At 36.7% G+C, this 24,547-nt stretch carries 19 protein-coding genes; 13 read left to right on the top strand and 6 right to left on the bottom strand.

What is annotated here, in order from left to right:
• Positions 1 to 139: 139 nt before the first annotated feature.
• From ACFQ13_RS02090 to ACFQ13_RS02070, 5 genes are all read left to right on the top strand, one after another.
• Complete coding sequence (locus tag ACFQ13_RS02090; RefSeq protein WP_386113504.1) at positions 140 to 5,029, top strand: PQQ-dependent sugar dehydrogenase; 4,890 nt, start codon at positions 140 to 142, stop codon at positions 5,027 to 5,029.
• Positions 5,030 to 5,222: 193 nt separating this feature from the next.
• On the top strand, positions 5,223 to 5,525 hold the full coding sequence (gene hpf, locus ACFQ13_RS02085) for a ribosome hibernation-promoting factor, HPF/YfiA family (protein WP_114310219.1): 303 nt from the start codon (positions 5,223 to 5,225) through the stop codon (positions 5,523 to 5,525).
• Positions 5,526 to 5,538: 13 nt separating this feature from the next.
• Complete coding sequence (locus ACFQ13_RS02080; RefSeq protein WP_386113502.1) at positions 5,539 to 5,985, top strand: hypothetical protein; 447 nt, start codon at positions 5,539 to 5,541, stop codon at positions 5,983 to 5,985.
• 23 nt (positions 5,986 to 6,008) lie between these two features.
• Positions 6,009 to 6,818 carry a DUF1853 family protein gene (locus ACFQ13_RS02075; RefSeq protein WP_386113500.1) on the top strand — a complete coding sequence of 270 codons (810 nt, stop codon included), beginning with the start codon at positions 6,009 to 6,011 and terminating at the stop codon, positions 6,816 to 6,818.
• Between the two features lie 3 nt (positions 6,819 to 6,821).
• On the top strand, positions 6,822 to 7,391 hold the full coding sequence (locus tag ACFQ13_RS02070; protein ID WP_386113498.1) for a pseudouridine synthase: 570 nt from the start codon (positions 6,822 to 6,824) through the stop codon (positions 7,389 to 7,391).
• On the opposite strand, the gene ACFQ13_RS02065 is transcribed toward ACFQ13_RS02070, so the two are convergent.
• Entirely contained in the window at positions 7,375 to 8,097 is a 723-nt protein-coding gene (locus ACFQ13_RS02065) for a hypothetical protein (RefSeq protein WP_386113496.1), read from the bottom strand. The genes ACFQ13_RS02070 and ACFQ13_RS02065 overlap by 17 nt on opposite strands.
• Positions 8,098 to 8,208: 111 nt before the next feature.
• Complete coding sequence (locus ACFQ13_RS02060; RefSeq protein ID WP_386113495.1) at positions 8,209 to 9,723, bottom strand: DEAD/DEAH box helicase; 1,515 nt, start codon at positions 9,721 to 9,723, stop codon at positions 8,209 to 8,211.
• A 140-nt stretch (positions 9,724 to 9,863) separates the two neighbouring features.
• Here ACFQ13_RS02060 and ACFQ13_RS02055 point away from each other — a divergent pair, with 140 nt between their 5' ends.
• Entirely contained in the window at positions 9,864 to 10,430 is a 567-nt protein-coding gene (locus tag ACFQ13_RS02055; RefSeq protein WP_386113494.1) for an ExbD/TolR family protein, read from the top strand.
• On the opposite strand, the gene ACFQ13_RS02050 is transcribed toward ACFQ13_RS02055, so the two are convergent.
• The 3 genes from ACFQ13_RS02050 to ACFQ13_RS02040 all read right to left on the bottom strand — a co-directional run bounded on the left by ACFQ13_RS02050 (position 10,393) and on the right by ACFQ13_RS02040 (position 15,538).
• The gene (locus tag ACFQ13_RS02050) at positions 10,393 to 10,839 is read right to left on the bottom strand and encodes a 3D domain-containing protein (protein ID WP_386113492.1); all 447 of its coding nucleotides are present in this window, start codon (positions 10,837 to 10,839) and stop codon (positions 10,393 to 10,395) included. The genes ACFQ13_RS02055 and ACFQ13_RS02050 overlap by 38 nt on opposite strands.
• A gap of 174 nt (positions 10,840 to 11,013) precedes the next feature.
• The gene (locus ACFQ13_RS02045) at positions 11,014 to 13,326 is read right to left on the bottom strand and encodes a T9SS type A sorting domain-containing protein (protein WP_386113491.1); all 2,313 of its coding nucleotides are present in this window, start codon (positions 13,324 to 13,326) and stop codon (positions 11,014 to 11,016) included.
• Positions 13,327 to 13,537: 211 nt separating this feature from the next.
• On the bottom strand, positions 13,538 to 15,538 hold the full coding sequence (locus ACFQ13_RS02040; RefSeq protein ID WP_386113490.1) for an alpha-ketoacid dehydrogenase subunit alpha/beta: 2,001 nt from the start codon (positions 15,536 to 15,538) through the stop codon (positions 13,538 to 13,540).
• Between the two features lie 146 nt (positions 15,539 to 15,684).
• Here ACFQ13_RS02040 and ACFQ13_RS02035 point away from each other — a divergent pair, with 146 nt between their 5' ends.
• The 5 genes from ACFQ13_RS02035 (at position 15,685) to ACFQ13_RS02015 (ending at position 19,766) form a co-directional block, all read left to right on the top strand.
• A complete protein-coding gene (locus tag ACFQ13_RS02035) occupies positions 15,685 to 16,635 on the top strand; it encodes an isopenicillin N synthase family dioxygenase (protein WP_114310210.1) in 951 nt (316 codons plus the stop codon).
• 79 nt (positions 16,636 to 16,714) lie between these two features.
• Complete coding sequence (locus ACFQ13_RS02030; protein ID WP_386113488.1) at positions 16,715 to 17,044, top strand: translation initiation factor; 330 nt, start codon at positions 16,715 to 16,717, stop codon at positions 17,042 to 17,044.
• Between the two features lie 2 nt (positions 17,045 to 17,046).
• Positions 17,047 to 17,988 (top strand): DUF1835 domain-containing protein, encoded by a 942-nt coding sequence (locus ACFQ13_RS02025; RefSeq protein WP_386113486.1) that lies wholly within the window; start codon positions 17,047 to 17,049, stop codon positions 17,986 to 17,988.
• Entirely contained in the window at positions 17,978 to 18,850 is an 873-nt protein-coding gene (locus tag ACFQ13_RS02020; protein ID WP_386113484.1) for a nucleoside phosphorylase, read from the top strand. The genes ACFQ13_RS02025 and ACFQ13_RS02020 overlap by 11 nt, the downstream gene beginning before the upstream one ends.
• A 61-nt stretch (positions 18,851 to 18,911) precedes the next feature.
• Entirely contained in the window at positions 18,912 to 19,766 is an 855-nt protein-coding gene (locus ACFQ13_RS02015) for a substrate-binding domain-containing protein (RefSeq protein ID WP_386113482.1), read from the top strand.
• 319 nt (positions 19,767 to 20,085) lie between these two features.
• Here ACFQ13_RS02015 and ACFQ13_RS02010 read toward each other — a convergent pair whose 3' ends face one another.
• Entirely contained in the window at positions 20,086 to 20,760 is a 675-nt protein-coding gene (locus tag ACFQ13_RS02010; protein ID WP_386113480.1) for a uracil-DNA glycosylase, read from the bottom strand.
• 56 nt (positions 20,761 to 20,816) lie between these two features.
• Between ACFQ13_RS02010 and ACFQ13_RS02005 the strand changes: the two genes are divergently transcribed.
• Together ACFQ13_RS02005 and ACFQ13_RS02000 are read left to right on the top strand one after the other, a co-directional pair.
• Positions 20,817 to 22,310 carry a YfcC family protein gene (locus tag ACFQ13_RS02005; RefSeq protein ID WP_386113478.1) on the top strand — a complete coding sequence of 498 codons (1,494 nt, stop codon included), beginning with the start codon at positions 20,817 to 20,819 and terminating at the stop codon, positions 22,308 to 22,310.
• A gap of 48 nt (positions 22,311 to 22,358) precedes the next feature.
• Positions 22,359 to 24,527, top strand: a complete 2,169-nt coding sequence (locus ACFQ13_RS02000; protein ID WP_386113476.1) for an endonuclease MutS2 — start codon at positions 22,359 to 22,361, stop codon at positions 24,525 to 24,527.
• Positions 24,528 to 24,547: the final 20 nt, after the last annotated feature.

The raw sequence follows: 24,547 nt of genomic DNA, 5'->3' as shown, positions 1-24,547 counted from the left end.
GACAACTTGTTTGTATTCATAAGTGACTTATTACGTTTAAGTTATGTTTAACGGTTAATTTTTGTTTATGTCGAAGTAATTGTGCGGTTGTGATTTTTATTGGTTAGGTTTATAAGGCTATTAATTATATACCTTCAATATGAAAAATTCTTTTCGCAAGCGTGAATTGGGGAAGTTATGGGCTGTTCTAAAGTCTAGAAAATCACCAATTAAACTCGGTTTTATAATCTTAATTTCGTTTTTATGTCTAGCGGCTTTTCCTTATTTTAATGCTCAAGGGTCCGGCTTAGCAGTGCAAAATCACGGCGCTATTAGTCCTTACTTAAATGGTGTCTTTCCAAACCAAGCGAGTATAGATTTAAAAATAGGTCATCGTATTGCTTATCCTAATTTAAGCTTTAACTCCCCTATTGTGTTTAAACCGGTTCCAAATGAGAATCGTATCATTTTAGCTCAAATCAATGGCGAGATTTACTGGTTTGAAAATGATGAAACCACCACAACTAAAAACCTTTTAATCGATTTAAAAGATGATGTAGGTGTGGTTCATGATGGTGGATTTTTGGGTTTAGCACTACACCCCGACTTTAATGCGGCAACAAATCCACAAAATTATGCCTTTATTTATTATACCTCAGAAAATTGGAATAGTGAAGATGAACCTCGTCCGGGGACTCATACAGGCCAAGGTTGTTATTTTAGTGAATCAAATAATGAATACCAAGGGAATTCCATAATTCTAGAACGTCTTGAAATAGATCCGGTGACGATGTCGGTTTTAGCAGGATCGCGGACCAACCTTATTGATATACGCATGTATGGAACCACGCATTATGGAGGTGGTATAGAATTCGGTAACGATGGTTTTCTTTATCTCACTATTGGTGATCAGGCCTCTTGGAGAAGAGCGCAAAATACGACAGATAATTTATCAGGAGGAGCGCTTCGAATTGATGTGGATAAAGATCCTACCAAAAGTCATGCGCCGATTAGAAAGAAACAAGACGTTGGTTATGCCGGTGAATCTTCAGGGATTGAATATTGGATCCCTAACGACAATCCGTTTCTGAGTCCTGATGGTTCTACTTACGAAGAATATTATAGTATTGGTCTAAGAAATCCTTTTCGAATGACTAAAGATCGTGTAACGGGCGATTTTTATATCGGTGATGTAGGCTTAAACAATCATGAAGAAGTTAATGTTTTAACTTCAGGTGCCAATTATGGTTGGCCGCTTTATGAAGGTTTTGATTTAAGACCTAACGGTGGAACTTGTGTTAATCTCCTTAATAATATGGCGCATGAATTACCACTCACCGAATTTGCACGTAACGACGCGAACGCCTTAGCGGGTGGCTTTGTCTATAGAGGAGTTGAAATCCCTGATCTTTATGGGGTCTATGTTTGTGCCGATTATGGTGGTGGAGACGAAATTTTTTCGGTGGATATTACTACCGGAGCTTACGAGCAAATTTCAACATTAGGTAATGTAATTTCATTTGGAGAAGATTATAATGGCGAATTGTACATGTTGCGTTATGGGAATAATCAAAAAATATATAAACTTATTGAAGGTGTCGATGATGGTTATGCGCCTATGCCCCAATTACTTTCCGATGTCGGGGTGTTTTCTAATCTGTCAACCTTAGAGGTTATTGACGGTGTTATTCCTTATGAGCTTTACGAGTCATTTTGGTCGGATGGCGCCTTAAAAAAACGCTGGATAGCCGTTCCTAATAATGACGGTGGATTACATACAGGGAGTGGTGAGCAAGTTGATTATGATGAATACAGCGATTGGGAATTTCCACCAGGGACCGTTATTATCAAACATTTTGAATTAAAAGTTGACGATACAGATCCTACAGTAACCCGAAAAATAGAAACACGCTTCTCAATTGTAGATCAGCTGGGCGATTGGTATTTTCTCACCTACAATTGGAATGACGATCAGCTCGATGCTGTACTCCAAACCACAAGCTTAAATGAACCTGTAAGTATTGCAACTGATAACCTCGGAGGAACACGAACGCAAACCTGGCATTTTCCTTCAAATTCAGAATGTGGCACTTGCCATAATGACGCCAATAAAGGAAGTTTAGGACTAAAATCCAGATACCTTAACACGGATTACGATTATTCTACTCATGATCCTGTAAATGGACAAATAGGGAATCAATTGGTTACATGGAGTCATTTAGGGCTCTTAAATCAATCTATTACCGATGCGGATACCGAATATATTACCACTAACACCGCTATTGATGATCCCTTGGCATCTATAGACGAAAAAGCTAGGTCTTACTTAGATTTAAATTGTGCCTATTGCCATCGCTTAGATCATAATAATCGTACGGATTTCGATTTAAGAGTTTTTAATAGTTTAGAGGCCACACAGATTTTAAATACTGGAATACTAACACCGTTAAACGTAGCGCCAGATGAAAAAGTGATTTTTCCGGGCGATGCTTCTAAGTCTATTTTATACCATAAAATGAATAGTGTTTCGCCTTCTATTATGATGCCTCCGCTCTCCAAATTAGCCATAGATCAACCAGCTGTGGATTTAATTGAGGCTTGGATCAACCAATTAGATAGTGATCCTGCTACGGAAGACAACAATCCCAACCCTATGAGTAATTTAGCTCTTTTACCTTCAGCAACTGTTGTCGGTTCAGTAGGTTCAGGAGACCCAGGACGAGGAACGCCAGAAGAAATCCTTTACGATCCCATGACTAATGGCTATAAAATGTATTCGCAATATGCAGAATACGGTTGGCCATATAATTATAATGCAGGCCTTGTAGACGAAGCCAATGGTTTTTTTCTTCATGTAGAATGGCCAAATCCTAAATTTATAAATTACATGACTATAGGAGGCGCTTACTCAAGCCAACCTCAACCCAATACCATGTGGCGTGTAAGTTATTTAAGAGCGGGCACTTGGCATACGATAGATCAAGGTCAAGGCGGATGGATAGATGGTGGCATTTATGAATGGGGCGGCGCGACCCAAACCCCTATTTTAGCTGAAGCTGTAAAGGTGGTGCTTTATAGTGATGGAAGTAATGATTTGTTCAGTATTCATTTAAGGGGCCGCGGAGGGAATTCCGGTGTGGGCGATGCTAATCCTAACAATCCCTATTATAATGATGTGGATACCGAGCCGAAAGCAACGTTGTTTCAGTTTGTTCCTTATGATGTTCCAACAACTATTGATAATATAGTGGTAGGTACTCAACAATCACCTTGTAATACTAATGATAATACTTATACGCAAGAGCTTGTGGTGACTTATTCTAATCCGCCTACAACAGGATTTTTAGTCGTCAATGGGCAAAATTTTCCTATAACATCAAGTCCGCAAACAGTTACGCTAACAGGCCTCATGGCTAATGGAGAAGATGTTGAGGTTGAAGCGGAATTTTCAGATGGTTATAAAACGAATTATTACAGTTTTCAAACCGTTTTTACAGCTCCAGAAAATTGTGTAGACCTTATTGTTGGTGTCGATGAAACCATGTTAATCGATTCTGATTATACCGTGCCTAGTGCTGGTACTGTTGAAATTCTCGAAGGGGGTGCGCTAACGATTACAGGAAACTTGACCATTAATGGCGAGGTGATTTTAAATTCTATTTCTGATAAATATTCAAGTCTTATTGTTGAAGGTACAAGTACAGGGGCCATAAATTATAAGCGCCATGTAAATGCTTATAATGGTATTACGGGTAACGATCTTATCGCGCCGCCAGTAAACAATCAAACTTTTGGAGATTTTTCAATAAACAACAATGAGAATTTATATGAAAACCCAAATAATACGGCTCAGAAGTTATTTGGACCTTTTGATGAGGTTGCAGGAGCATATCTCCTTTATGATACAAGTAATTATGCCGCAACACCCTTAGAAGTAGGATTGGGTTATAGAGCGGCAAGAGATAGTGGCGACGATGCCCTTATGGGAACAACGTTAAGTTTTAATGGTACGGTGGAAACCGGTACAGTAACGCAAAACATAACTTCTACAAGTACGGGTTATAATGGGTGGAATTTAGTAGGAAACCCCTACCCTTCTTATTTGGATTTTGATCTATTTTTCAGTATAAATAACACACAATTAGATTCAGGTTCTTATCAAGCGGTTTATGGCTATGATGGTGATGAAACTAACGGATGGACGGTATGGAATCTTGCCACTACAGGGCAAAGTATGGCACCAGGCCAAGGCTTTTTTATTAAAAGTAAATCTGGCGGCGGACAAATAACGTTTACGCCGGCTATGCGAACGGGTGGTAATTCTGACGACTTTGTACTAGGTAGAGATGCGAATCCGCATATCGGATTTTTAAAATTGAAAGCCAGTACTGCGGAAGCGCAATTTCATACGGATTTCTATTTTAACACAAATGCGTCTAGTCAGCTAGATCCGGGTTACGATGCGGCCTTGTATAATGGTTATACGCCCGATTTTTCATTGTATTCACGCTTAGTAGACAACAGTACGGCCCTTCCTTATATGATTCAGGCTTTAGGAGAAATGGATTTAGCAAATGTTACCATTCCTTTAGGGCTGCATGTTTCGGAAGGAGAAAATATTACCATAAGTATTCTTGATCAGGATTTACCTGAAAGTGTCAGTGTTTATCTTGAAGATACCGTTAATAACACCTATACCCTATTAAATGAACAAGATTACACCTTTACTTCAGAAGCAAACCTTTCAGGTATTGGTCGTTTTTATCTAAGATTTGAAGACGGTGTATTGCATCTTCCTGAACATGATTTAGACCGCATTGCTATTTTCGCAAATGAAGCCGAACGTTCTATCAGTATTGTAGGCGCTTTAGAAACACCAACCCAATTTATACTGTATGATATTCAAGGACGCGTGGTGAGTCATCAGACTTTAAAAACGAATCAACTTGAACAAAGTATTCCGGTGCATTATCTTAATTCTGGGGTTTATATTGTAGAACTAAAGTCCGAAAAGGGCTTCAAACGCATTAAAAAAGTAGTCTTAAAATAAAAAGCTTAAACCAAATTAAAACGCAAAAAATAACATTTTGCGTTTTTTTATGCGCTGTATCTCGGTTTTCTTAATCGTTTCTATGCTGCGGTATATATTAGATATAAGGGATTACGTTAATCAATTTTTCGTTTCAGTCAAATGAAACAAAGGCATCTGTATACCTTAGCTGAAACGAAAAAATAAAGATTTTATGGAAATTATATTTGAATATCATGATGTAGCTTCAAGCGATCGTTTAGAGGCTCACACTAAAGAGAAGTTAGAAAAAATATTTACACGATACGATTTTGTTATTAGAGCCGATGTCTTTTTTAAGGCTGAAAATACAACGAGTGACCTTACGGGGAAATCTTGCGGAATACGTTTGAGTGCACCAGGCCCAAGACTGTTTTCTGAAGCGTCTCACGATAATTTTTACGATGCCGTATCAGAAACTGTAAATGAGTTAGTGCGCCAATTAGAAAAGCGTAAAGACAAAATGAAAACGTATTAAAAAAAAACAAACTATGGGAGTAATAAGTAGAGATAAAGATCAAATTAATTGTATATACGCAAGTGATTCTGATTTTGGAAAACAATTAGAGGGGTATTTAAAGGCCTCCGGAAAAGGCATATTGATGATTAACCTGTCCAATTCAATGCCGACACCAACACAGTGGCAAGAATTGGCTAGAGAACTTGGTGTAGGAATAAATGAATTTTTAGATTTTTCTGAAATCCAAGGGGTTGAAGAAGGTTCGGAATTTGACGCCAACGATTATGTTACCATTTTAGAGCAAAACCCCAAAGCTTTTAAAGGAGCCATAATTATTAATGGCGATAAAACTGAGCATATTAAAACGGTGACTGATGTGTTGCGGTATTTTGATATTGACAGTGCGGGCCTAGAAAAAACAATGCATTCCAAAGAACCTGATATCGATAAATCTACAGAGGACGAGAATTTTGTTTAAAATAAGAGTACTTTTAGTGTGTTATGAAAAAACACACCGAATTACAATTTAAAGGCTGCATAAATACGCCTGCTTTATTTGCTACTCAGTTTTTAGATCCCATAAATGCAATTACACTTCCTTCCAAGTTAAAGCCTATTCCCGATGCTGTTGATTTTAAGCAACATCGCTTAGGAAAACTTGTGGAGGAATTTGTGTTTTATCAATTGCAGCAAGAAGATTCTATAGACTGGATCATAGAAAATGTGCAAATTCAGAACGGTAAACAAACCATCGGAGAACTTGATGCGCTGTATTATGAAAATAACCAGCTCATTCATCTCGAGGTGGTTTATAAATTTTATTTGTACGACCGTTTAAATGCTTACGATACTCCTCTAGAGTATTGGATTGGTCCTAATAGAAACGATCGGCTTTCCTATAAATTAGATAAGCTGAAAACCAAACAGTTTCCATTACTTTATAAGGAAGAAACTCAGGTACAATTAAACAGCTTGGGTATTGAGGTTAGTGCTATAAAGCAACGACTTTGTTTTCAGGCGCAGTTATTTCTTCCATACGGAATGAAACCTATTGAAACAGGCGTTTTAAATTCCGAATGTATTTCAGGATTTTATATTCCTTTTGCTGACTTCAATTTGTTTCGTGGTTTTAAGCTTTATATTCCTAGAAAGTTAGATTGGTTAGTCAATCCCCATGATAATGTAGATTGGTTAGACTACGACACAGCTAAAGCGGCTATTGAACTTCAAATAAAAGATAAGCGCTCACCGTTAATATGGCTTAAAAGGAATAGTCCTACCTTTGAAAAATGTTTTATTACATTTTGGTAAACGATGCAACAACACTCCTATTTTAAAATTTACAAACCATACGGTTATTTAAGTCAGTTTATTAATCACCAGAATAAACGACGCTCTAAAAAACTTTTAAGTGCGCTTGGAGAATTTCCTGAGCATATCATGGCGGTAGGACGGTTGGATGAAAAATCTGAAGGCCTTCTGCTTTTAACGACCGATGGAAAATTTAGTCACCATATTACCAGTCAGCATATCGAAAAGGAATACCACGTTATGGTCGATGGGGAGATAAAGCCTGAAGGTATTTTGGCCTTAGAGCAAGGTGTCGATATTTCGGTTGAAGGAAAACAGTACAGAACAAAACCGTGTAAGGCGGCCATATTGGAAGACACCTCTCATATTGTTGAGCGGTTTGTTCGCGATGAACGTCATGGTAAAACCTCTTGGTTAACCATCACTATTACAGAAGGAAAATTTAGACAAGTACGAAAAATGACGGCCAAAATTGGTTTACCTACGTTAAGATTGGTGCGGGTGCGTATTGGGAATTATACTTTAGAAACGATGCAGCCTGCGGACATTAAGCCCATTAGTTCTGAGATGTAGAACTTGCACTTGCTGTTTTTTCAGTAATAGGGACTTTTTCATTATTAAAAATAATAGTCGCCTTAACCCCGGTTAAGAGATTCCACTCTTTAGAAGAAATAACATTTCCTTTGTCATCATAAACTACAAATTCTGCAGTATTTGGTCCGGAATCTCCTTGATTTAATGCGACAATATCTACAGTATTACGACCATTGGCTAAATTGACTTCTACGCGTCGGTAACTTCCAGTTAGTAAAAGGTTGTGTTTTACAATATCGCCATTAATTAAAATCTGAACACGGTCACCATCTGGATATTGGTGATCTCTACAAACAATATTTACAAATTTGGTATCCACACGGTGTTCGCCTAAAAATTGGTCGGACATGGTTCGTATAATTCCACCTTTTACAGCTTCTTTAGTCCAGCGTTTTTCAAAAATCTCACCAGGGCTTTTTAAGCCATCGTCTTCGGTCATAGAAAATGGGCGCTCGGTTTCCCGAATAACAAATTTCTTTTCAGCAACGTCACTCCCACTAGATTTTTCCTTGTCATTTTTTAAAATGGGTTCAACCTTAACTTTGACTAAAGCGGAGTCTTTTTCCTTTTTAGAGACTTCAGCAGGAATATGGATCGACTTGGTTTGTTTGTCTTTAATTTGAGCAAAAACCGATGTGCTGCACCACGTGCAGAGCAAGACTAATATAATTTGGAGTGTTTTCAATATTATAAAATTAGGTTCTAGATCTTCTTAAGCTATGTACACAAATAGTATACCTATTCCTTCTTTATATCAAAATAAACGCTAAAAATTAGAAATCCTTACAAAAAAAAGTTAAAACTTACCATTAAAACTAATTCTCAGCTTCCTATTGTATTCATCAAACAACCAGTCTTTATAGTTCTGTGTACTGTTCATTATGCAATAGCAGTATTGTTTAATACGAAAGGCAATTTCATCTTGAAGCTCCTTAATTAATTCTCTAGCATCATAGACATCTTCACTATTCTCTATACACATTTGAGAATGTTGTGCGATGGAACGTTCAATAACAGTAAAGGATTTTTTGCCTTCGTTCATCACCTTTTTATATTCGGCTTTAACATCGAAATTTAGATCATAAGACTTCTTAAACTTTACTTTTAAACGCTCGGGCATTTTATAGACAAAATCGCGCTCTAATAAATCATCATCAATAATATTCTCTAAGTAATAATCCGGATGTTTAAAGATATGCTGCCAATCTACAGGTTGATCCCAAGGGCCAAAACGGGCTTCATTATTTCCTAAATCGATCACCTGAAACGTTTTACGATCTTCAAAAATACGACTACCACGACCAATCATTTGAAAATATAAGGTTAGCGATCGCGTTGCTCTATTCAGTATAATGGTCTCCACGGATGGTTCATCAAAGCCTGTCGTAAGAATACTGACGGAAGATAAAACGGCATCTGGGGTGTGTTTAAACCACTTTAAAATTTCTTTACGCTCTTGTTTAGCGGCTGTATTATCTAAATGACGGACGTTATAACCTGCTTTTTTAAACGTATGATACACTTCTTTTGAAGTGGAAATTCCGTTATTAAAGATTAAGGTCTTTTTCCCCTTGGCCATTTCCTCATAAGCCACTAATAATTTGGACTGCATTAAGCTATTAGTGTACAGGGCTTCTGAAGACTTTACGGTGTAATCTCCATTTATTCCAATTTTTAAAGAGGTTAAGCCTACGTCGTAATTGGTGACTTCAGCTTGAGCCAGAAATCCATTCTTAATTAAGGTGGCAATATCATCCCCTACAATAAGTTTCTTGTAATTGTCTTTCATAGGGAGTTTTATATTGCTACTTAAAGGGGTGGCTGTAACACCAAGAATAAAGCAATTTTCAAAAAACTTAAACAGTTTTCTAAAACTATTGTAGTGGGCTTCGTCAATAATAACAAGACCAACGTTTTTTAGTTCAAACTCATTATCCGACAAACGGTTGTTAAGCGTTTCTACCATAGCTACAAAACACTCGTATTCATCTTGATCTGGTAGTGTTTTCACCTTACTATTAATGACTTTGTTCTTTACATTAAACCCAGAAAGGACATTAGAGGTTTGCTTACAAAGTTCTATGCGGTGGGTTAGAATGACAACCTTCTTCTGATGTTGAGCCGCATAACGTCTTACAATTTCAGAAAAAATAACGGTCTTTCCTCCTCCGGTAGGTAATTGGTAAAGGAGGTTAAAATCATTAGACTCCTCTTGCATAACCTCAAAAATGCGATTTAAGTCCCTTGTCTGATAATCATAAAGACTTTTTTCTTGAACATTTTGTGATATGGTTTCGTTTTCTAATGACATAAATTATAATCGTTAACTAAGGGTTAATTTCGCAAAAATACCACTTTGTTAAGGTTTATGGAATGAATTTTTAAGAAGATTTTCAAGAGATTGGTACTGTTTTTGAATTAACAATGTCTTAACATTTAAACTGATACATTATGAAATCATTTCGAAGACTTCCTGCAACGGTCAATGCAGGTTCTATGGCAGACATTGCTTTCCTGTTGCTCATTTTCTTTTTAGTGACCACCACAATATCCGCAGATAAAGGGATTAACAGTCAATTGCCACCAGTTTGTGAGGGCGTAGACTGTACCACCGTAATAGCGGATCGGAATTTGCTTCCTATTCATTTAAATAGGAATCATGAGATTATGATTGCCGGTGAAATATATGAGTTGGATGAAGTAAAAACTAAACTTGTGGCTTTTATTGATAATAATGGTGTGGACCGTTGCTCGTATTGCGAAGGTATTGGCGCTAAGACCTCATCGGATCATCCTACTAAAGCGGTGATTTCATTAGGTTACGATGCCTTAAGTACCTACGATTATGTTGTGGCTTTGCAAGATGAGATTACAAAAGCTTATATGGATTTAAGAACGCGTTATGCCGAAAACGTGTATGGTAAGCAGCCTTATGAATTAAGTAAAGCAGAATTAAAATTGGTACAAGAAGCCTATCCGTTTAAGGTTTCGGAAATTCCCGTGAAGCGTTCTGAGTAATCACACTATCGGTTAAGGGGAGGCAATATTCAATTGTGAGTTGTTGTCGTCCCCAAGCTTTCGCTTTTTTAATATCCTTACCCATATAGATGTCAATGCGTTTTTGCCATCGCTTATTCATTTTATCTTTAACGGTGTATAGGCTATCAAATCCTTGGAGTTTAACTTTTGTGTTGTGAACCAAGCCTGAATCTATTAAATCTCGAGACACTGCAATATAGCGTAGTCCTGGGTATAAGCTATCGCCAAAAGCCGTTATACTCGGGTTAGCACTTGTTTGGTACGCTAAGGAATTGTAGGCGGAGGCTGTGACCTCAAACTTCTTTAAAACACAGGGTGTCGGTTTGTCTTTTCCGCAGGATAAGAGGAGTATAACACTAATACATACAAAACGATGATGAATCTTCATAAGTATAAATATAACCATTCTCTAAGAACTAGGGTTTAGTGAAGAGGAATGGATAACTCTAGTCAAGACTATTGACACTTGAAGAATTCTATAACGAGCGTTTTGTATAATAAAACAGTCCGTTTCTAAAGCTAGAAACGGACTGTTTGAATTAATAATAAAAATAAATAATTTCTATTTCTTCACAATTTTTTGAGTTGTGGTTCCTGTACTTGTTGAAAGTTGTATAAAGTACATACCGCTCTGATATGGAGCAAAGTTTATGGTATGTGTTCCGTTAGAAGTGAAACTTCCTGATTTTATACGTTGTCCTAAAGTATTAAATAGTTGGTAATCGACGTCCTCACTTAATTGCGTAAGATCAATGTTCAACTTATCGTTAGTTGGATTAGGGTACACGCTTACAAATTGATCTAAATTAAAGTCGTTAACACTTAAAGGGTCTTCAACATTAAATGTCGTTTCTTCAGAAGCAGAAAAAGATGCTCCAGATACAATAACATTTCCATTTTCATCTGATAAACTGTAAGAGCCTGATCCGTAATCGCAGCAGATTCCATCAGAATAATCATCATAAATTATAAAGGTATAACAATCATTAAACTCGGTGATTGTTAAGGTTTCTTGGTACGTTGTATTATCTGAGTACTCAGAGGCTGGGCCACTGCTCACTACGGTACCGGCACTATTTACAAGTTCCCATGATGTTTCGTAACCATAATTATCTGTTGTAAGATCTAAAATTACGGTTGTGGTGGCGTAAGTTGCTGCCTTAGTAAAGTTAAATGCAAAAGCATCGTTAGACGTGTTTTCATCGGTGCTGCCATTAGGGTTTGAAACCGTAAGGCTAATTGAATGTGCTCCTGCGCTTAAATTTGAATAGGTTGGTGTAGCGACAATGGTGCTTTCTCCCGCGCCTAAACTTCCTGTCCAGTTTACGGTTGTACTTGATCCTGAATCTAAAGTATAGATTACTGTTGCAGATGTAAGTGTTGAAGTTCCTTCGTTTGTAAGGGTAACTTCTGGTGTATAATCACCATCACAAAGAATAGAATTGGTGTTATCTCCGAGGTTTACACGAGCATCAAGTGCATAAGATGTTAACGATGGGTATTGGTCTAAAATTACGATACCTGAATTAGACGGATCTAACCAATCTTTAAGTCGCGTTGTAGACGTGCTTCCATAATCCCAAGCCACACCAAAACGACCATAGATATCGAAACCGCCGTTATCTGTTGTTCCTGAGCAAGCTGCAGAACCTCCAGAGAGCATGCCTATTAAGTGACCTGTTTCATTAAATAATCCTGATCCTGAAGAACCACCTTCGGTAACCCCTAAATCCCAATCGCTAATAAGCCAAACCTGAGTATTTGGATTGTTATTAAATAATGTTGAGTTTCTTGTAGCGCCGTCATCATCTCTGCTGACTTTCTGAATATCACCACTTGGATGATGGACACCAAAGTTTAATTGTGGTGTTTGTGTTGTAGAATTATTCCATCCTGCCCAAACAAGATCGGTGTTGTTCTCAAAAAAGCTGGCATCTGTAATCTCAACCAATTCCATATCAGATTGAGAGCTATTTGCTCTTAATACCGCACCACTTACAGTTTGGTTGTATGTTCCGTTAACACTACTAGTGAACGTTCCACAAGAGGTACCTGGACTTCTCCAGTTAAATCTAAAGGCCCAGCTCCCTTCGCCACCACTACAGTGATTTGCTGTTAAGAAATATGGCGTACCATCATTATTTGTATTGTTAACTAAGGTCCCAGAACAAAACCCGGTACTACCAGTCACTAACATTCCTGCAGCTGTCTTTACATTTTCTTTTACGGTATTAATACCAAAAGGATCATTTGCTGGTGTAATGTCACAATCTACATCGTAATTACAAGCTCCTGATTGGCCAAAAGCCTTTTCATACATCTGTGCGGTACGGTACCCATGTACTACAGATCCGATAGTCAGTTTTGCTTCTCCTGTAACATTTGCAGGTTGGTAGTATTCAATCCAAGCTGTATCACCTTGCACTAACCAAGTTCCTAAAACTTCTTCGTCATTATTGTTATGAGCTGTAAAAGGTCTTAATAGGTCTGTTTTTGCATCGTTATAAACGTACAGCTTTGCGCCTTCAGGAATCTTAAAGACATCAAACATAAAGTTTAAAGAATACGCCCCTTCTGAGCTGTAGGCCATTCTCCAAATGCGATCTCCATTTTTTAAAGTTGTCCACTCTCCTACGTCATTAAAATCATGGTCTACATAAATATCGCTACCAAAACGCCAAGGAATAGATTTGTCTTTGTCGTTAATCTCATCTTCCAATTGAAGCTTTTTTAAATCAATAGCCGGTAAAGCATAAGCTTCAAGGTCAGTTGTTGTATTTGTGGTCCAACTCGGTGGCTTGATAGCCTCTGGAATAACCTGTGCTATACCTAGATAAGAGGAGATTAAACATGCTAATAGTAATTTTAATTTCATAAGGGGTAGTAAAGTTTTAAAAGTTAATAAATGAAATTTCATTCTCAATTTCGCTATCAAATAGTGCCTGAATAGCCACTAATGTTACCGCATTGAGAACAAAGAGTTAATTTTTATCGCACTAAAATAAAAGAATTCTTAATAATTTCTTAATATTTTATACTTAATAAGTGTATTTGTCTACTAAAATAAGTTTAGCGTCTATGAATCCTTAGTAGGCTAATAGCGAAATAAGGGCTTTTTCAAATTTTCGTTTCCCTAAATACTGGTCTTCCAGCTGGCTTGCGAAGGGAATTGGTGTTTCTAAACTTCCAATGCGTTTTACAGGAGCGTCCAAATATTCAAAACAGGTTTCCATGAGTAAGGCTGAAAGATCACTAGCTATACCGCCAAATAAGGAATCTTCTTGTAATATTATGGCGCGTCCGGTCTTTTTTACCGAGGCTATAATGGCATTAGAATCTAAAGGTTGTAAGGTTCTTAAGTCAATAAGATCTGCAGAAATATTGGGATGTTTTTCTAGAGTTTCTAAGGCCCAATGAACCCCTGCTCCGTAAGTTATAATAGAAACGGATTCGCCTTCTTTTAAAATCGAAGCTTTACCAAAAGGTAAGGTGTAGTAATCCGTAGGTACGTCTTGGCGAATACTTCGGTATAAGGCCTTGTGTTCAAAGAACAGTACCGGATTGGGGTCGTTTATAGCGCTAGTCAATAAGCCTTTGGCGTCAAAAGGAAAGGCGGGATAAACCACTTTAAGTCCTGGTGTTTTAGTAAACCATGCTTCATTGGTTTGTGAATGAAAGGGGCCTGCGGCAACACCACCGCCACAAGGCATTCTTATCACAATATCGGCAGCTTGTGCCCAGCGGTAATGTGATTTTGCTAAGTAATTTACAATGGGATTAAAACCCGAAGTTACAAAATCGGAAAACTGCATTTCAACTACAGATTTAAGGCCTGAAATGGACAAACCCATAGCGGTCTCTACGATGGCCGATTCGCAAATGGGCGTGTTGCGCACACGGTCCGTTCCGAAGGCTTCAACAAAACCATCCGTAATTTTAAAAACACCGCCATACTCGGCAATATCTTGCCCCATAATAACAAGGTCATTGTGTTGCTCCATGGATTGTTTTAGGCCTTCAGAAATGGCATCTACAAAACGTAGTTCTTCTACTTTTAGGTTAGGTTTAATGTCTTGATAATTAAATTCTTTATAGACATCATTTAATTCATTACTTTCATTAGGTGTGATGTTGGATTCAGCATAGGCTGAAGTTAATGCTGTTGTGATTTCAGTCTTTATTTGGGCTTCGTATTGCGCTTCAATCTCAGGAGTAAGAATCCCTTCCGTGTATAGAAAATTTTTAAAATTATCGATAGGGTCTTTAGCTTCCCAAGCCTTCATTTTGGCTTCAGGAACATACTTGGTGCCACTAGCCTCTTCATGTCCTCTTCGTCTAAACGTTTTAAATTCAATTAAAACAGGTCGTGGGCGTTTCCTGAGGCTTTCGGCTAATTCCTTAACTTTTGTATAAACCTCTAAAATGTTATTTCCATCTAAAATATAAGCGTCTATGCCGTAACCTTTACCGCGGTCGGCAAGATTCTCACAACGGTACTGCTGCTCGGTTGGTGTAGATAATCCGTAGCCATTGTTTTCAATACAAAATATTACGGGGAGTTGCCATACAGAGGCGACATTTAAGGCTTCGTGAAAATCCCCTTCGCTGGTCCCTCCTTCTCCGGTAAATACGGCGGTAACCTGGCCGTTTTTCTTCAGTAGATTTCCTAAGGCAATCCCGTCTGCAACTCCCATTTGGGGACCTAAATGAGAGATCATTCCCACGATTTTATAGTCTTGTGTGCCAAAATGAAAAGAGCGATCTCTACCTTTAGTAAAACCACTTAACTTACCTTGCCATTGACAAAATAGACGATGCAAAGGAATTTTTCGGGTTGTAAAAACACCTAGATTTCTATGCATTGGCAAAATGTACTCTGTTGATTTTAGTGCCATAGTAACACCAACAGAAATGGCTTCTTGCCCTATCCCAGAAAACCATTTAGAAATTTTACCTTGCCGTAATAGGATAAGCATTTTTTCTTCTATAAGGCGCGGTTTAAGCATATTATAGTAGAGTTTTAATAAGGTCTTATCGTCTAAATCTTTTTTATTATACGCAATGTTACTTTCTGAAATGGAAGCCATAAAATAGGATTGAGTTGTCTTTCAAATGTAATTAAAATTGCTGCAATAATTAAAATTAGGCTTTAAATAGTCTCTAAACGCATATAGCATTTTGTACCACTATTATTATTACATTTGTATATTGATAAAAAATAAATAATTATCCCATGGATAGAATACCTAGTGTAGATTTAAAGGATTTCATCTCTGAAGATCCTAAGCGAAAACAAAAATTTATTAATGATATAGGAAAAGCATACGAAGACATCGGTTTTGTAGCTTTAAAAGGACATTTTTTAGATGATTCTTTGGTAGATAATTTATATTCAGAAGTAAAGAATTTTTTCGATTTACCTTTAGATGTAAAGGAAGGCTATGAAATTCCAGGTATTGGAGGGCAACGTGGTTATGTTTCTTTTGGAAAAGAAAGTGCTAAAGGAAAGAAAGAAGGCGATTTAAAAGAGTTTTGGCATTTTGGTCAATATGTAGAAGATGATGAAGAGCGTCGCAAACAATATCCCGAAAATGTAGAGGTTAAAGAACTTCCAGAATTTAATAAAGTTGGTAAACAAACGTACCAAATGCTAGAAAAGACGGCAAAGTATGTTTTACGTGCCTTAGCGTTATATCTTAATTTAGAGGAGACTTATTTTGATAATTATATTCATAATGGGAATTCTATTTTAAGACCTATTCACTATCCACCAATTCACGAAGAGCCTAAAAATGCGGTACGAGCAGCAGCGCATGGCGATATTAACCTGATTACTTTGTTAATGGGGGCTCAAGGTCGTGGTTTGCAAGTGCAACGACATGATGGTGAGTGGATTGATGCTATTGCAGAGCCCGATGAATTAATGATTAATGTTGGCGATATGTTATCGCGCCACTCTAATAACAAGTTGAAATCTACTATACACCGTGTTATTAATCCGCCAAGAGAACTTTGGGGGACGTCGCGTTATTCAATTCCATTTTTTATGCATCCTATTAGCGAAATGAAACTTGATGTTTTAGAAAGCTGTATTGATGATGAGCATCCTAAGCAATTTGAAGATATTACCGCTGGTGAGTTTTTAAATGAGCGTTTGATAGAATTAGGATTGATTAAAAAATAATTTTAGTACATTGTAAAGCCTCTGTCGTTATCTCACTTCACAGAGGCTTATATTTTGAATTAAAGTTTAAACGTAATTTATGGATTTACAAGATCAACTTAAAAACCTTTTTCCAGACCACACGCCAGACCCCACTGAGGAGGCGGCAGAAACGGAATCTAATTTGTGGTTGCAAGACGACCCCATAATCTGCAAATACGAAAAGCGAAAAGGTAAGCCTATTACCATTCTGGAAGGCTATACAGGAGCTACTGAAGATTTTAAGAAATTAGCAAAAGAACTGAAAACGACACTAAGTGTTGGTGGAAGTTTTAAGGATGATAAAATCATTATTCAAGGAGATTATCGCGACAGAATAATGACACTACTTAAAGAAAAAGGCTTTAACGTAAAGCGCGTAGGAGGCTGATTATGGAAAAACAATGTTTGCATATTACCAATGGGAATCATCTTACCGATTATTTAAAAGAACTCGATTTTAAAGATGATATGCTCACTTGGCAAGAGATGTTAGGTGAAGGACCAACGATTCCAAAAATAGATTCTGATGAATTTTTAGAGCTTAGGGTGGCATTTTTAAAGAAATACTACCATGTGGAAGTGGATAAGTTAGAATTACGAAAAGAGCTTTCTAAATTAGATGATGTCTCCCAGTATTCAGAAATTAACCTTTGGTTTGATTACGATTTATATTGTCATATCAACCTATTAGGAGTCATAAACCTTATTCATCAAAAAGAAATAGATAAGCCACTCTATCTTATTTGTAGTGGGCGTGTAAAAGGCGAAAAAAGTTTAAAGGGCTTAACAGAGTTGAGTCCAGAGCAACTTAAAACACACTACAAAAATAAAGTGCGTTTAACGCAAAAAGATATAGATATGGCTATTGCCTTATGGCGTACCTACTGTGGTAAAGATCATAATATTTTTAAGCCTTATATTGTAGAGGAATCGAACTTTAAATACATGAGCAATTGCTTAAAAGCTCATTTAGAGCGCTTTCCGCATCAAAAAAGTGGTTTAGGTAATATAGAATACAATATTCTTAATCTTATTAAAGATCATACCATAAAGTCTAAAAATCACCTTTTAGGCTACTGTTTAAATTACCAGGGCTATTATGGTTACAGCGATATGCAGTTAAATTTAAAAATTGAGGCATTAGCGCTATTTTACACCCTTACAGAAGACCAAATTGTACTCAATAGAAAAGGACATATGGCTTTGCTTCAACAACATAACTTTGCTAAAGAAATTAATAATGATATGATTTACGGCGGTGTAAATCGTCTAGAATATCAGTTTAGCGAAGATAAAAACCGACTTATTAAAACGATATTTAATGCCAATTAAAAACTCAGAACTTATTTTAAATCCTGATGGTAGCGTTTACCATCTTAATTTAAAACCAGAACATATTTCAGATACCATCATATTTGTAGGGGATCAAGATCGTGTAGAGAAAATTACCAAACATTTTGATAGTGTTGAATTTTCTACGCAAAAACGCGAATTTAAAACCCAAACAGGATACTATCAGGGAAAGCGCCTAACCGTGATTTCTACAGGGATTGGTCCAGATAATATAGATATTGTCCTTAATGAACTTGATGCTCTAGTTAATATTGATTTAGAAACAAGACAACCTAAAGAAGAGTTAACCAGTCTTAATATTATAAGAATAGGAACTTCAGGGTCCTTGCAAAGCGATATTCCTGTGGATGCGTTTTTAATAAGCACCCATGGTTTAGATATTAACGGAATGCTACACTTCTACCAAATAGACGGTATTTCTAATCCTGAGGTTGAAGAGGCGTTTATGGCTCATACAGAATGGGATCAAAATAAAGCGAGACCTATTGTTATTAATAACAGTAAAACCTTAGAGAAACATTTTGAAGGTCCTGATATGTTTAAAGGCATGACGGGAACAGCCGGTGGATTTTACGGACCTCAAGGTCGTGTATTACGTTTACCGCTTAAAGACCCCCTACTCAACTCTAAATTAGATAACTTTGCGTACAAAACGTATAGAATTACTAATTTTGAAATGGAGACCTCTGTCATCTACGGTTTATCTAAACTTTTAGGTCATGAAGCTCTATCTCTAAACGCCATTATAGCCAATAGAGCGAATGGTGATTTTAGTGTAGACCCTAAAAAAACGGTTGATCATTTAATTTCTTACGCTTTAGAGCGTATTGCTACTATTTAAAACACTGCAACAATAACCTTACCCTTCTTAAGAAACATCACTGAATTAAGTTCAGCAAAATATGAATAAAGTAAACATCGGTGGAGTACCGGAACACTTTAACTTAGCATGGTATTTAACCCTGAAAAATGGGGAATATAAAGATAAAGACATTAACCTAAGATGGAAGGATTATCCAGGAGGAACCGGCGCAATGACCAAGGCTTTGCGTTCTGGTGAAATTGATATGGCGGTGATTTTAACCGAAGGAATTGTAAAAGATATTATTGAAGGGAATCCGTCTAAAATTGTGCAGACCTTTGTAGAAACACCGTTGATTTGGGGAATTCATGTGGCTGCAGATTCAAAATTTAAATCCGTTGAAGACATAAAAGGAACACGTGCTGCCATTAGTCGTTATGGCTCGGGATCACACCTTATGGCTTATATTAATGCTAAGAATCATGCTTGGGATTTAGAAGAGGACTTAAATTTTGAAGTCATAAAAAATCTTGACGGGGCTATAAAAGGCTTAACCGATGAGGAGGCTGATTATTTTATGTGGGAGAAATTTACCACAAAACCTTTAGTGGATAATGGTGTTTTTAGAAGAATTGACAATTGCCCCTCCCCTTGGCCTTGTTTTGTGATTGCTGTAAGACAAGAATTTATTGATGAGCATCCGGAAGATTTGAAAACAATATTAGAGATTATTAATAATACGACTTCAGATTTTAAATCTATTCCTAGTATTGATAAAACGATTGCAAATCGTTACGAGCAAGAGTTAGACGATGTACAAGAATGGTTGTCACTTACAGAATGGTCGCAAGAGGTGATGAGTGAAGACACTTTAAGTCATGTACAAAATCAGCTTTTCGATTTAAATATTATTTCTGAAAAAGTACCATATTCTGAATTAATTCATAAAATTTAGATTTATTTTAAGAATTTGATAATGTAATTAGATGGGTTTGTTTTATACGTAAAATAAACCCTAAGTTGCTGATATATTTTCATTTAGAATTATGCTGATTATGGGATTTATTTGAAATTTTGAAAAAAATGGTTACATTTGTTAAAGTTATTAACAGAACCATCAATCAAACACGTTCAAATCAACATGATTCTCACCATTGCATTAATTTTATCTTCTTTAGTGGTACTTAACTTTATACTGTTAATTTTTAGCTGTAATAAAACCACTAAAACGGTCGCAGAGAAGCATAAAGCTTTAAAAAAGGTTGAGCAGGAACCTACTTTAGTTCCCAATCAATTGAAACGTCCCCAACTTGCTGCAACAGGGAGTTAGTCTTACTGAAGTGTTTATTTCCAAACCAATACCCTCTATTGGCACTTAAAGGCGAAGGGTGTCCGCTCTCTAAAACAAAATGCTTATTGGTATCAATAAGTTTCTTTTTCTTTTTAGCATAACCACCCCATAAAAGAAAAACCACCTTAGATTTTTCAGCACTTATCTTTTTTATTACCGCATCTGTAAATTGTTCCCAACCTTGTTTTTGGTGACTACCTGCTTGGTGTGCTTTTACCGTTAACGTCGCATTGAGCAATAATACACCTTGGTCAGCCCAAGGGGTTAAATTACCATGTTTTGGGTACGGAAGTTTTAGATCTTGTTCAATTTCTTTAAAAATATTAACTAAAGATGGTGGATGTTTTATACCATCATTTACCGAAAAGCTCAACCCATTGGCCTGCCCAACATCATGGTACGGGTCTTGGCCAATTATAACCACTTTGAGTTGGTCTAATTTACAGTGGTTAAAGGCGTTAAAAATTGAATGGACCTCAGGGAAACACAATTCTTTAGCATAGGCACTTTTTACAAAGTCCATTAACGATTTAAAGTAAGGTTTTTCAAACTCTTCCTGTAGAAGTTCTCTCCAACTTTCATCTAAATTTTCAATCATTTTTAAAAAGAAATTAAGGGCTATTAGTCTTATCTTTGGAGGCAAAATCTTATAAAATGAAAACGCTTAAATTTCCTTCAGCACAAACCATACTCTTTATTATCGCAGGTTTGGTAACCCTATTAACTTGGTTTATTCCCGCAGGAAAATATGACACGTTAAGCTATGATGCTTCCACGAACAAATTTACACGATTAAGTTTAGATGAAGAAACCACTTTAGAAGCCTCTCAAGGGACTTTAGAGACTTTAAATATTAAAATTCCTGTTGAAAAATTCACCAATGGCGATATTTATAAGCCTATTAATATCCCTGGGACATACCATAAGCTTGAAGCTCAGCCTCAAGGCTTTTTAGATTTTGTAAAATCACCGATTAAAGGTATTATTGAAGCGGCAGATATTATTTTCCTCGTGTTAATTATCGGGGGCTTAATTGGTATTCTCAATAAGTCTGGTGCTTTTGATGCGGCTATTGCGCAATTGGCTAAAGTTTTACGCGGTAGAGAGGCATTGCTTATTGTATTGGTGACCACGCTTGTGGCTTTAGGGGGAACAACCTTTGGGTTTGCGGAAGAAACCATTGCCTTCTTCCCTATTCTTATCCCTGTATTTTTAGCCGCTAAATATGATGCTATTGTGGGAGTCGCCTGTATCTTTTTAGGTTCCGCAATTGGGACGATGTGTTCTACAATTAATCCGTTTTCAACCATTATTGCTAGTGACGCTGCAGGTATAAATTGGACAACAGGATTATACGGTAGAGTGTTTATGCTCTTCTTGTGTTTAAGTATTACCATTGCTTATATTATTAGCTATGCGAATCGTGTAAAAAAAGACCCTACAAAATCTTTAATCTACGATCAAAAAGAGCAAATAGAAGCGCTATTCAGTTTAAAGGATAGTTCTCATATAAAATTTAATTGGAGGTTAAAATTAGCTCTTACCTTATTTACAGGCGCTTTTATTTTAATGATTATCGGGGTGTCTATGCTCGATTGGTGGTTTGTAGAAATGACTACGGTGTTTTTAATTGCGGCTATCATTATAGGGTTTGTTATTAAAATCAGCGAAACAGAATTTATAGAAACCTTCGTTAGTGGGGCGAGTGATCTTCTTGGAGTGGCACTTATTATTGGGATAGCTAGAGGGGTTACCGTTTTAATGACTGATGGCCTTATTAGTGATACCTTATTGTATTACGCGAGTGATCTTACCACAGGAATGAATAAAGGTGTTTTCTCTAGTACCTTAACCATAATCTATTCTGGACTTTCGTTTTTTATACCAAGTTCTTCTGGGATGGCCGTTTTAACCATGCCAATTATGGCTCCATTGGCGGATACCGTTGGGATAGGGCGAGAAATTGTAGTAAATACGTATCAATACGGATTAGGTTTATTTTATTTAGTAAACCCTACCGGATTAATATTAGCGTCTCTAGCCGTTGCCAAAATTAACTATAGTAAATGGCTCAAATTTATCATGCCATTATTTGGGATTCTTACGCTGGTGACCTTAATTGTACTTGCTGTGGCCTCTTATTTATAATGCCATATTAATAGTTTAACTTTGTAGTTCTAATATTAAAAATTATACATGATTAACATTCATGAAAAAACCTTAAAGGATCTTGAATTCTTTACCGTTTTAGATCAAATTAGTGAACATGCCCTTACGGCTTTAGGTAAAGAAGCGGTTTTAGACATTTTACCTTTTAAAGCGGAAGCGCCTCTAAAAGAGGCGTTGACCTATGTGAATGAATTTCTATCATCTTTTGAAAATGATAATAGAATCCCTAATCATGGTTTTGAAACGATTGCCAAAGAATTAAAGCTGCTTAAAATTGAAAATACCTTTCTCGAAGTATCTAGCCTTCAGAAGCTGGTGAGTATGTCGCTGACGGTGAATTCAATTTTAAAGTTTTTAGAAAAATTTAAAGAGTATTATCCGAAATTACAGGAATTTTCACAACACATTCCGGTACAAACGCAAATTATAGATCAGGTTAATGTTGTTGTAGATCGCTTTGGTGATATTAAAGATGATGCTTCGCCACTTTTGGCGGACTTAAGACGCTCTATTAACGCCCTTAAAGGCAAAATCAATAGTAGTTTTGCTTCGGCATTACACACCTATCAACAACTGGATTATTTAGATGATATCCGAGAATCCGTAGTAGACAATAAACGTGTTCTAGCGGTAAAAGCGATGTATCGTAGAAAAGTTCGGGGTTCTATTATGGGGGGAAGTAAAACGGGAAGTATCGTTTATATTGAACCTGAAACCACCCTTCAACATACAAGAGAACTTAATAATTTAGAATACGAAGAGAAGGAAGAAGTTATAAAAATCTTGAAGGAATTAACGAATTATATTCGGGAGTTCTTACCGCTTTTAAAGGATTATCAAGAGTTTTTAACTCAGATGGATGTCATTGCTGCAAAAGCAAAATATGCAGAGCGTATGAATGCTATCCTGCCACAATTCTCCTCTGATCGTCGTATGCATTTGCGAGATGCCTATCACCCACTACTCTATTTAAATAATAAAGAAAAGGGTGAAAAAACCTTTCCACAAACAATTGGTTTAGAAAAAGACAGTCGTATTATAGTTATTTCTGGGCCTAATGCTGGTGGAAAAAGTATTACACTAAAAACAGTAGGTTTATTGCAAACCATGCTTCAGAGTGGAATGTTAATTCCGGTTCATGAGCGTAGTTACGTGTGTTTGTTCGATAGAATTTTAAGTGATATTGGGGATAACCAGTCAATTGAAAATCATCTGAGTACCTATAGTTACCGCTTAAAGCAGATGAACTATTTCTTAAAGAAGTGTAATAGTGAAACCTTGTTTTTAATTGATGAATTTGGAACAGGAAGTGATCCCGAATTAGGAGGCGCCTTAGCCGAGACCTTTTTAGAAGTTTTTTATGAGCGCGAAGCTTATGGTATTATTACCACCCACTACTCCAACTTAAAATTATTAGCTAATGAATTGCCACATATTCAGAATGCGAATATGTTGTTCAATGAAAAAACATTAGAACCTATGTATAAGCTTGTCGTTGGACAGGCAGGAAGTTCTTTTACTTTTGAAGTGGCTCAGAAAAACGGAATCCCATATAGTTTAATTAATAAATCTAAGAAGAAAATTGAGCGTGGTAAAGTCCGGTTTGATGCAACGATTGCCAAACTTCAGAAAGAACGAAGTAAGCTAGAGCGTACCGAGCGTTCCTTAAAGGAAAATGAAAAGAAAAAGATTTCTGAAGCCGATAAGCTCGAGGAGGTCAATGCGAAGGTTCAGAAGAAACTAGAGAGTTTTCAAGAGCTTTACGATTCTAATCAGCGCTTAATTTACTTAGGTCAAAAGATTGACGATATTTCTGATAAGTATTTTGAAAACAAGAATAAGAAAGCCTTAATGGCGGAGTTATTCCGATTGGTTCAAATTGAAAATTCAAAACGAAAGAAAGTATCAGCGAAACAAAAACGTGCTGAAAAGCATAAAGAGAAACAAGTTAAAGCCGAAGCGGAGAAAAAAGTAGAGATTATCCGTAAAAAGAAAAAAGAGGCCAAAAAGAAAGCTGTTAAAACCGAAAAACCAAAACCAATATTAAGAGTTCATGATCGTGTAAGGTTGCAAGATGGCCGTGCAGTTGGGACCATTGATAGTATTGAGAAAGGTAAGGCTAATGTGAATTACGGAATGTTTACCACTAATGTAAGTCTTGATCAGTTAGAATTGGTTGAGGCTATGAAAAAGTAAGTTGAACCGTTAATTTGAAT

The organism is Winogradskyella rapida, assembly GCF_042675845.1.
Lineage (GTDB): Bacteria > Bacteroidota > Bacteroidia > Flavobacteriales > Flavobacteriaceae > Winogradskyella > Winogradskyella rapida.
Note: the sequence above shows the minus strand (reverse complement) of the source record. Positions and strands in the feature narration are given on the sequence as shown.